Origin of the sequence: Sphingopyxis sp. (assembly GCF_050725655.1) — a bacterium.
Classification (GTDB): domain Bacteria; phylum Pseudomonadota; class Alphaproteobacteria; order Sphingomonadales; family Sphingomonadaceae; genus Sphingopyxis.
In genome coordinates, this window is sequence record NZ_JBOHHT010000068.1 from 1 (window position 1) to 10,017 (window position 10,017).

General features: G+C 65.6%; 8 protein-coding genes and 1 pseudogene. 7 read left to right on the forward strand and 2 right to left on the reverse strand.

Annotated elements, in window-relative coordinates; translation table 11 throughout:
- The 4 genes and pseudogenes from ACREBX_RS09540 to ACREBX_RS09555 form a co-directional block, all read left to right on the forward strand.
- A pseudogene (locus tag ACREBX_RS09540) lies at positions 1–690 on the forward strand (hypothetical protein); the annotation flags it as partial.
- A gap of 187 nt (positions 691–877) precedes the next feature.
- A complete protein-coding gene (sseA, locus tag ACREBX_RS09545) occupies positions 878–1,720 on the forward strand; it encodes a 3-mercaptopyruvate sulfurtransferase (RefSeq protein WP_431561508.1) in 843 nt (280 codons plus the stop codon).
- Positions 1,721–1,790: 70 nt separating this feature from the next.
- On the forward strand, positions 1,791–2,996 hold the full coding sequence (metC, locus tag ACREBX_RS09550) for a cystathionine beta-lyase (RefSeq protein WP_431561509.1): 1,206 nt from the start codon (positions 1,791–1,793) through the stop codon (positions 2,994–2,996).
- Positions 2,993–3,928, forward strand: coding sequence for a mechanosensitive ion channel family protein (locus ACREBX_RS09555; protein WP_431561510.1), 936 nt, complete (start codon positions 2,993–2,995; stop codon positions 3,926–3,928). Before metC ends, ACREBX_RS09555 begins: the two co-directional genes overlap by 4 nt.
- Before the next feature lie 101 nt (positions 3,929–4,029).
- On the opposite strand, the gene ppa is transcribed toward ACREBX_RS09555, so the two are convergent.
- Positions 4,030–4,566 (reverse strand): inorganic diphosphatase, encoded by a 537-nt coding sequence (gene ppa / locus ACREBX_RS09560; protein ID WP_058538842.1) that lies wholly within the window; start codon positions 4,564–4,566, stop codon positions 4,030–4,032.
- A 39-nt stretch (positions 4,567–4,605) separates the two neighbouring features.
- A complete protein-coding gene (locus tag ACREBX_RS09565) occupies positions 4,606–6,540 on the reverse strand; it encodes a M61 family metallopeptidase (protein WP_431561511.1) in 1,935 nt (644 codons plus the stop codon).
- A 93-nt stretch (positions 6,541–6,633) separates the two neighbouring features.
- Between ACREBX_RS09565 and hisS the strand changes: the two genes are divergently transcribed.
- The 3 genes from hisS to prmC are packed head-to-tail and all read left to right on the forward strand — an operon-like array spanning position 6,634 to position 9,771.
- On the forward strand, positions 6,634–7,887 hold the full coding sequence (gene hisS, locus ACREBX_RS09570; RefSeq protein ID WP_431561512.1) for a histidine--tRNA ligase: 1,254 nt from the start codon (positions 6,634–6,636) through the stop codon (positions 7,885–7,887).
- Complete coding sequence (gene prfA / locus ACREBX_RS09575; protein WP_431561513.1) at positions 7,887–8,954, forward strand: peptide chain release factor 1; 1,068 nt, start codon at positions 7,887–7,889, stop codon at positions 8,952–8,954. The genes hisS and prfA overlap by 1 nt, the downstream gene beginning before the upstream one ends.
- Entirely contained in the window at positions 8,950–9,771 is an 822-nt protein-coding gene (prmC, locus tag ACREBX_RS09580) for a peptide chain release factor N(5)-glutamine methyltransferase (protein WP_431561514.1), read from the forward strand. The genes prfA and prmC overlap by 5 nt, the downstream gene beginning before the upstream one ends.
- The last annotated feature ends 246 nt before the right edge of the window (positions 9,772–10,017 follow it).

The following is a 10,017-nucleotide window of genomic DNA, read 5'->3' on the forward strand; positions in this document are numbered from 1 at the left end:
GCATCGACACCGCCCGTTCAGCGCGCGGCATCGCCGGCTTCGCCAAAGCCCGCCGGGCCGACGCCAACGCAGCGGGTGACGCCGCGCCCGGCCGCGCCCCAGCCTGCGCGTGCCCCGCTTGCGCCGCTCGAGCGGCCTGCGCCTTCGCCGCTTGTCACGCGCCCGGCGGCCGAAAAACGGGCGATCATCGGCATGGCGCTCGACATCCGCAGTATCCGCTTCGCCGCCGATCATGTGGCGGTCGGCTTTGCCCTCCACCTTGTAAATCAGGGGCCGACCGCGGCGACCGGCCTGATGGTCCGCATCGCGCTCAACCAGGGATCGGCGATGGCCGAACCGGTGCTTGCGCGCTTTTTCGACGGCGCGGGCGGCAGTGTGCTGCGCGACGATATGACGCTCGCGCCCGGCGCGGGCGAGGAGCTGTCGACCGAGGTCATGCTGCCGCGCGCCTCGATCGAGCCGTTGATGATCGGCGGCAAGCCGATGCTCGTCCCCGTCATCGCGTTCGACGTGACCTATCATTGGGATGGGGAGGGCGACGCCTTCGGCCAGAATGCCGGCAGCTTTGTCATCGGCCGTGAACAGGGTGCGAGCGGGAGCGAAAAGCTCGCGCCGCTGCCGCTCGACCGCGCCGCTTACGCCGTCGATCGCCCCGGGGCGCGCGCGACCGCAATCAAGCGTGCCCAATAGTCTGGCTCAAAACGGCACTGCTTTTTTGTTGCGGTGCAGCATCGGCTGGGGCAGGACTGACCGCGCTTGAAAAAGCGCAGGTGGGGGCATAGGCTGACTATTCCCCAGAAAAGAACAGAGCCACAGCAGGATGGCCGGGAGAGGGACGGCAAAAGAGGTTCCCGACCGGTCGTAACAGGAGCATGACATGGACGCCTTGGTCTCAACCGACTGGCTGGAACGCGAATTGGGGGCATCGGACCTGCGAGTCGTCGATGCGACGAAATTCCTCGCCGATGAAGGGCGCGACGCCCGCGCCGAATATGAAGCGGGACATATCCCCAGCGCGGTGTTCCTGGACCTCGCCGAACTGACCGATCCGTCGAGCGACGTCGACAATATGGCACCGCAGGCCGAGAAATTCGCCAGCCGCATGCAGTCGCTCGGCCTCGGCGATGGCAGCCGCATCGTGCTTTACGACGACAGCCCGCTGAAGAGCGCGGCGCGCGGCTGGTGGCTCCTGAAGCTGTTCGGCGCGCATGACGTCGCGCTGCTCGACGGCGGCCTCGCCAAGTGGAAGGCCGAAGGCCGCGCGCTCGAAATGGGCAAGCAGACGCTGCGCCACCGCCACTTCACCGTGTGGCACGATGCGAAGGCGGTGCGCACCAAGGACCAGATGCTGGCGAACTTGGGCAGCGCCGCCGAACAGGTCGTCGACGCACGCCCCGCAGCGCGTTTCACCGGCGAGGAACGCGATCCGCGTCCGGGTCTTGCCCCCGGCCATATCCCGAACTCGCGCAGCCTGCCGCACGGCCAGCTATTCAACGCCGACGGCACGTGGAAGCGTGGCGACGATCTGAAGGCGGCGTTCGACGCCGCCGGAGTCGATCTCGACAAACCGCTCGTCACCACCTGCGGCAGCGGCATGACCGCGACCGTCGTCGCCTTCGGCGCGCACCTGCTCGGTAAGGAGGATGTTGCGGTCTACGACGGCAGCTGGGTCGAATGGGGCGCCGATCCCGCGACGCCCAAGGCGACCGGCGCGGCCTGACCCAAGCCGGCCGCAAGATCCTTCGTGTCGAAGGGTGGATTTTGGCCGGTGCTCCGCTAACAAGGCGGGGATGAGCAACAGCGACGATGACAGCCTCCGCCCTGCGACGAAACTCGTGCAGGGCGGACGGCGCCCCGAATGGACCGGCGACCCGCGACTCGGCGGCGGCGTCGTCAATCCGCCGGTGTGGCGCGCCTCGACGATCCTCTACGACAATATCGCCGACCTGAAGGCGCGCGGTCACGCGACGCACGACAAGCTCTATTACGGCCGGCGCGGGACGCCGACGGTGTGGGCGCTCGCCGATGCGTTGACCCAGATGGAGCCGGGGGCCGAGGGCACCCTGCTCTATCCGTCGGGGGTCGCGGCCAATTCGGCGGGGTTGCTTGGGCTGCTGTCGCCGGGCGACCATCTGCTGATGGTCGACAGCGCCTACGAACCCACGCGCGCCTTCTGCAACGGCATGCTCGCGCGCCTCGGTATCGAGACGACCTATTATGATCCGCTCGTCGGCGCGGGGATCGCCGACCTGATTCGGCCCGACACGAAGCTGATCTTCCTCGAATCACCGGGCAGCCTGACCTTCGAGGTGCAGGATATTCCCGCGATCACAGCGATCGCGCGGGCGCGCGGCGTGTTGACGATGCTCGACAACACCTGGGCGACGCCGCTGCTTTTCCCGGCGCTGGCGCACGGCATCGACGTGACGATGATGAGCCTCACCAAATATGTCGGCGGGCACAGCGATGCGATGATGGGGTCGCTCACTGCGACTCGCGCAGTGTGGCCGCGGCTGCGGCAGGCGGCGTATCAGCTTGGCCAGGCGGTTTCGCCCGACGATTGCGCGCTGATGCTGCGCGGACTGCGCACGCTCGACGTGCGGATGCAGCGCCACGGCGCGAATGGGCTGATGGTCGCGAACTGGCTCGCGGAGCGGCCCGAGGTCGGCCGCGTCCTCCATCCCGCGCTGCCGGGCGATCCGGGCCACGCGATATGGTCGCGCGATTTCGCCGGCACGAGCGGATTGTTCGGCTTCACGCTGAAGGGCGTCGACGAAGCCGCCCGGACGCGCTTCATCGATTCGCTCGCCCATTTCGGCATTGGGTTCAGCTGGGGCGGCTATGAAAGCCTGGTCGTGCCGAGCGATCCGCCGTCGATCCGCACCGCGACCGTATGGGCCGATCCCGATCCGCTCGTCCGCCTGTCGATCGGGCTCGAGGATCCGGCCGACCTGATCGCCGATCTCGAACGCGGCTTTGCCGCGATGGCGGGATGAGCCGGGTGGACGGCCTGCCCGAGGGCGTTCTCCGCACGATCGAGGTGCTGAAGGCGATCGGCATCGACGTCGGCTCGTACCGGTTGTCGCTGTACGGATTATTCTCGACGATCGTCGTCGCGGTGCTGCTCTATCTTGCGGTCCGCATCATCCTTCGGTCGATCAAATGGCTGCTCCGCCGCAACACCCAGATCGATGCGACGCAGCGGCTGCTCGCCGAAAAGCTGATCGCGATCGCGCTGTTCGTCTTTGCGATGCTCTTCGGCATCGACCTGCTCGGCATCGACCTGACCGCGCTCGCGGTCTTTTCGGGCGCGGCGGGCCTCGCGATCGGCTTCGGGCTGCAAAAGACCGTCGGCAACCTCATTGCGGGGATCATCCTGTTGATGGACCGGTCGATCAAGCCGGGCGACATCATCGTCGTCGGCGACGGCAGCAGCATGGGCGGCACGGCGGCGACGAACGGCGTGCCCAATGTCGGGCGAGTCGCCAAGATCGGAGTGCGCGCGGTCAATGTCGTCACCCGCGACGGCAAGAAGCATCTGATCCCGAACGAGCTGCTGATGACGCAGCCGGTCGAGAATTGGAGCTATGCGAGCCCCGAGGTCAGGGTGCGGATGCGCGTACCGGTCGGTTATGGCTGCGATTTGCGGCTCGCGCAGCGGTTGATCGTCGAAACCGCGACGGCGAACCCGCGCATTTTGAACGAGCCCGAACCAGCGGTGTGGATCACGGCGTTCGGCGAACGTGCGGTCGAGCACGAGCTACGCTACTGGATTTCGGACCCCGAGGCGGGGCTCGGCAATATCCAAGGTGAGGTGTTTCTGGGGATATGGGACCGCTTCAAGGAAGCCGGGATCGCCATTCCCTATCCGCGGCAGGATGTGCGGATTATCGGGGCGCCGGATGAGGGTGAGACGCACAAATCATAAATGCGTCATTGCGAGGAGCCGGAGGCGATGCGGCAATCCAGAGCGGCGCAAGGCCGCCCCTGGATTGCTTCGCTACGCTCGCAATGACGAAAGAGTGAACGTCAGAACCCGGTCTTCTTCGCGCGCTCGATGCACTCGACGATGATGCGCTTCGCCTCATTCTCGTCGCCCCAGCCGTTGAGCTTCGCCCATTTGCCGGGTTCGAGGTCCTTATAATGGGTGAAGAAATGCTCGATCTGCTGCAGCACGATCGGCGGCATGTCGGTGTAGCTCGCGACATCGGCATAATAGGGGAAGGTCTTGTTGACCGGGACGCACAGCAGCTTTTCGTCGCCGCCGGCATCGTCCTCCATCATCAGAACGCCGATCGGGCGGCACTTGACCACCGCGCCTGCGACGATCGGCGAACGCGCGACGACGAGTGCGTCGAGCGGATCGCCGTCCTCGCCCAGCGTATGCGGCACGAAGCCGTAATTGGCGGGATAGCGCATCGGGGTGTGCAGGAAGCGGTCGACGAACAGCGCGCCCGATGCCTTGTCGAATTCATATTTCACCGGCTCGCCGCCGATCGGAACTTCGATCAGGACGTTGAGGCTGTCGGGCGGGCTGTCGCCGGCGGGAATCAGGTCGATGCGCATGGGAGAAGTCAGTCCTTTATCTGTTCTCCGCCGAATCTTTTACAGTCGGCGGCGCGGCGCCAATAGCTGATCGAACCAGTCGGGGCCACTCCCGGTTTTCTCGAGATGCGGCCAGCGCAGCCCGGCATGATAGTCGATCTCGATATTGCGATAGCGCCCGCCGCGCTCGACGAGCAGGCGCACCGGAGTCTTGGCGTCGGTTGCGGCGCGAATTGCCGCTTCGATCCGCTCGCGGCTATAGCTCAGCCCGTCGACTGCGACGATCTTCGTTCCGTTGACGATGTCGGCCTTGAACGCCGGGCCGTCCCACAGCACGCCGGTCACGACGCCGTCCTTGTCGATCGTTATCCCCAGCGAATGGGTCAGGTCGGCGTTCTTCGCCTGCGCCATGCGGTCGCGGTCATAGACATTTGGCGCGTCGCGCCAGACGAGCCGGTATCCCGCGCGTTCGATCCCGCCGGTGGGCGCCGGTTGCCCGCTCGCCTGCATGTGTTCGCGCAGGAAACGCGCCCAGTCATAGGGATGGACTGCGTTCAGCGCCGCGACGACATCGTCGAAATCATAGGTATCCTGCCCCCAATCGCCCTCGCGGCCGCCGAAAAAGGCGCGCGCAAAATCGTCGAGGCTCTTGGCGTTGTTCGTCGCCTGGCGGATCAGCATGTCGGCGTCGAGCCACATCAGCGACCCTTCGTTGTAATAATCCTCGCTTCGCGACCAGCTGGCGAAGGGCTTGGGCTTGCGCGCCGCGATGATCGGGTCGAGCGTCGTGTCCTCGACCGAACGCCACTGCCGCCCCGGCTGGGCGCTGTAAGTGCCGGCGTTGGTCGCCCATTCGGCGAGGACCATCTCCTTCGACTGCATTCCCGACCGGCCGGCGATGACGAGGTCCCAGAAGCTTGTCTGGCCTTCGTAAACCCACAGCAGATTGTCCTGCATCGGGGTGCGATAATCGGGGGTCCACATCTTGTCGGGGCGGCGATATTTTCCGTTCCAGCTGTGCGTCAGCTCGTGCGGGAGCAGCCCGCGCTCGCTGTCATTGTCGTTCCATTTGGTGAAATAGTCGGGGTTGCGGCTGTTCTCGCTCGATCGGTGATGTTCGAGCCCGATGCCGCCGAGTTCGTCGCTGAGCGCGAGCAGGAACTCATAGCGGTCGAAATGCCGGACCCCGAACAGCGCGACGGCTTCGGACACCAAAGCGGCATGGCGCGCAATATGGTCGGGGCTCGCTTCGAGATATTTGGCCTCGTCGGCAACGACGTTGAGCGTCACCTTGTTGCCGAGGTCCCATTTGCGGAAATAGCGCCCCGCGAACATCGGGCTGTCGACGAGCACCTCGTAATTGGTCGGCGCGAAGTTGTAGCGGTTGCCCGATATTTTGAGCCCGTCGAGCGCCGAGGCGCCGGTCCAGCCATCGGGCAGCGTGACCTCCAGCTGCACCGGAATCGCGCGGGTGAAATAGCCCGCGGGGTACAGGCTGACCTGCTCCCATTGCAGGTTCATCATCGCCGGGGTGACGACAACGCGGCCCTCGCTGGTGCGCGTGGGTGAGAGGAAATCGAAGGCGACGTCGATGCTCTTGGTGCCCGCGGGCACATCGATATCGAAAGCGTAGACGTCGGTCGGCTGGCGCGTCCAGATCAGCGGCTTGCCGCCGGCGCTGGCCCGGAACCCAGCCATCTCGGCGATCGCGCCGCGCGGGGCGTGCTTGCCGGGCAGCCATTCGGGATAGAGCAGGGTCAGCTTGCCCGCCTTGGCGACCGGGATCGTCTGGCGCACATGGAAGATACCGCGTGCGAAGTCGGTCGCATCGACCTTCAACTGCATCGTGCCCGGATAGGGTTTGTCGGCGGGCAGCGGGATGGTGAGCGGCTGGACGACCGATTGGGGGCGGCTGTTGCCGTCCTGGGCGATGGCGGGGAAAATGGCGATGGGTGCGGCGATGACCGCCGCTGCGACGAACAGTGCTTTTTTCATGCCGCATCTCTGCCGCCAAATGACGGCGAGGTCCAGCCGTCGGTCTGCAAGCGCACTTTGCCTTTCGACGAAAAACCATTAGATGCGCCGCGCATGAGCAAGTACAAAAGCGCGAAGATCCCGACGCCGCAGGCCGTGCGCGGCACCCAGGACATGCTCGGCGATTTCGCCGACCGTTTTGCGCACGTCGTCGAGACGTTCGAGCGGGTGCGCCGCCTTTATGGCTACAAGCGGATCGAAGTGCCGGTGATCGAGCCGACCGCGGTGTTTGCGCGCTCGCTGGGTGAGACCACCGACGTCGTGTCGAAGGAAATGTATTCGTTCGAGGACCGCGGCGGCGAGTCGATCACGCTGCGCCCCGAATTCACCGCGGGGATCGCACGGGCGTACATCACCAATGGCTGGCAGCAGTTCGCGCCGTTCAAGGTGGCTACGCACGGCCCGCTGTTCCGCTACGAGCGCCCGCAAAAGGGGCGCTACCGGCAGTTCCACCAGCTCGACGCCGAAGTGCTCGGCAGCGACAGTCCGCTTGCCGATGCCGAGCTGCTCGTGTTCGCCGACCAGCTTTTGAAGGAGCTGGGCATTTCCGAGGGCGTGACACTGACGCTCAACACGCTCGGCGATGCGACAAGCCGCGACGCCTGGCGCGCGGCGCTGGTCGAGCATTTCGAAGCGCATCGCGGCGACCTGTCCGAAGACAGCCTCGCTCGGCTCGACAAGAATCCGTTGCGCATCCTCGACAGCAAGGATGCGCAGGACCGCCCGATCGCCGACAGCGCGCCCGACATCGACGCCTATCTGACGAGTGAGGCGCAGGATTTCTTCGGCGCCGTCACCGCGGGGCTCGATGCCGCAGGCGTGGCGTGGGAGCGCAACGCGCGGCTCGTCCGCGGGCTCGACTATTATCGCCACACCGCGTTTGAATTCGTCACCGACCGGCTGGGCGCGCAGGGCACCGTGCTCGGCGGCGGGCGCTATGATGGGCTGATCGAGGCGCTCGGTGGGCCTCCGACCCCGGCGGTCGGCTGGGCGGCCGGGATCGAGCGGCTGGCGATGTTGCTTGCCGATGATGTGATCGACAACCGGCTTGACGCGGTAATCGCGGTCGAGGACGATAGCCAGATTGCTTTTGCTATGAAGGCGATCGCCGCTTTGCGCGCTGGTGGTTTTTCAACTGAAATCGTCACCAGCGGTTCTCCACGCAAACGCTTTGATAAGGCAGCCAAAATTCCAGCGCGCGCTCTGATTTCAGTTGGCCTGCGCGATGGCGTTCGGTTTACAAGAAGTAAGACAGACGGCAGCGATGCTGGCGCCCGAGCGGATGCCTTCTTTATGTCGCTCTGCTGATGGCCAACGTATCCGAACGCCAGATTGACGCCATCATCGAACGCCACGCCGCGCTGCAGGCGCGCATGGCGACGGGCGATATGGCGCCTGCCGATTTCGTCGCGGCGTCGAAGGAATTTGCCGAACTCGAGCCCGTCGCCAAGGCGTCGGCCGAAGTTGTGCGGCTGCGCGGCGAGCTTGTTTCGCTGACCGAAATGCTCGCCGATCCCGAGATGAAGGCGATGGCGGCCGAAGAAATCGCGGCGGTCGAGGACGCGCTGCCCGCCGCCGAGCATGATCTGGCGATCAAGCTGTTGCCCAAGGACGTCGCCGACGAACGCGCCGCGATGCTCGAAATCCGCGCCGGGACCGGCGGCGACGAGGCGGCGCTGTTCGCTGGCGACCTGCTCCGCATGTACAGCCGCTATGCCGACGGGCAGGGCTGGAAAGTCGAAGTCATCTCGGCGAACGAGGCCGAGGTCGGCGGGTACAAGGAAGTCGTCGCCTCGGTGACGGGGCAGGGGGTGTTCGCCAAATTGAAGTTCGAGAGCGGCGTCCACCGCGTCCAGCGCGTCCCCGCGACCGAAAGCCAGGGCCGCATCCACACCAGCGCCGCGACCGTCGCGGTGCTGCCCGAGGCCGAGGAAGTCGACGTCGCGATCAACGATGGCGACCTCAAGATCGATATTTATCGGGCTTCGGGCGCCGGCGGACAGCATGTCAACACGACCGACTCGGCGATCCGCATCACGCATATCCCGAGCGGGCTCGTGGTGATCCAGCAGGACCAGCGCAGCCAGCACAAGAACCGCGCCAAGGCGATGCAGGTGCTGCGCGCGCGGCTCTACGACCTGGAGCGCGAGAAGATCCACAGCGCCGAAGCGTCGGCGCGCAAGTCGATGGTCGGCTCGGGCGACCGGTCCGAACGCATCCGCACCTATAATTTCCCGCAAGGGCGCGTGACCGACCACCGGATCAACCTGACGCTCCACCGCCTGCCCGAGATTTTGGAAGGCCAGATGGACGAGCTGATCGACGCGCTGATCGCCGAGGATCAGGCGCAGCGGCTGGCGGGGCTGGGTGATTGACGTCGCGTCCGCGCTGCGCGACGCGGCGCAGCGGCTGGCGGCGGTGTCGGATACGCCGCGCCTCGATGCAGAACTCTTGATGGCGTATGCGTTGGGCGTCGAGCGGCAGGCGCTGCTGCTCGACCCCACGCGCTTTGTGGTTCCCGATCGCTTCGCTGAACTCGTGATGCTGCGGATGCGGCACGAGCCGATCGCCTATATTCTTGGCTACCGCGACTTCTGGACGATCCGTTTGGGTGTCGGCCCCGGCGTGCTGATCCCGCGGCCCGACAGTGAAACGCTGATCGAGGCGGCGGTCGGGCATTTCGGCTCGGCTGGCCCGAAACATATCCTCGATCTTGGCACCGGGCCCGGTACGCTCCTTTTTGCGGCGCTGAGCGAATGGCCGGACGCGAGCGGCGTTGGCGTCGATGCGAGCGACGCCGTGCTGGAATATGCGAAGGCCAATGCACGGACGCTGGGGATGGAGGAGCGGACCCGACTGGTGCTCGGCGACTGGGCATCGGGAATCGACGGTCAGTTCGACCTTATCCTCTGTAACCCGCCCTATATTGCCGATTCCGAAGCCCTGATGCCCGATGTCGCCGATCACGAGCCGCCGGGCGCGCTCTTCGCGGGCACGGACGGCCTCGACGACTACCGCCGCATCATCCCCGATTTGCCCCGCCTTCTGGCGCTGGGCGGCGTCGCGATCCTTGAAATCGGGGCAACGCAGCATATCTTTGTAAGGCAACTCGCCGAAGCAGCGGGATTTGCAGTCGCCTGCACCCGGGATTTGGGCGGGCGCGACAGGGCGCTGACGCTAACCCGCCCCTGACACGCTCGCACGAATTTTCTTGGTTTCCGCCGCAAAGCGCGGTAGGGGCGGCTTACAGACCTGATCGGGGTCCCTTTGGCGATGCGGACAGCATCGATACTGGTCCGGCTGGTCTGCTTCCCACTTACGATGCTGGTGCGGGACTATGGTCCGGCGCAAGCGGTAAAGGGCAAGACCGCGCAAGGAGCGCGGGCACGACGCGCAGGTGGCGCGGTCGGCCAAAAGGGGTTGGCATAGCTTATTAGC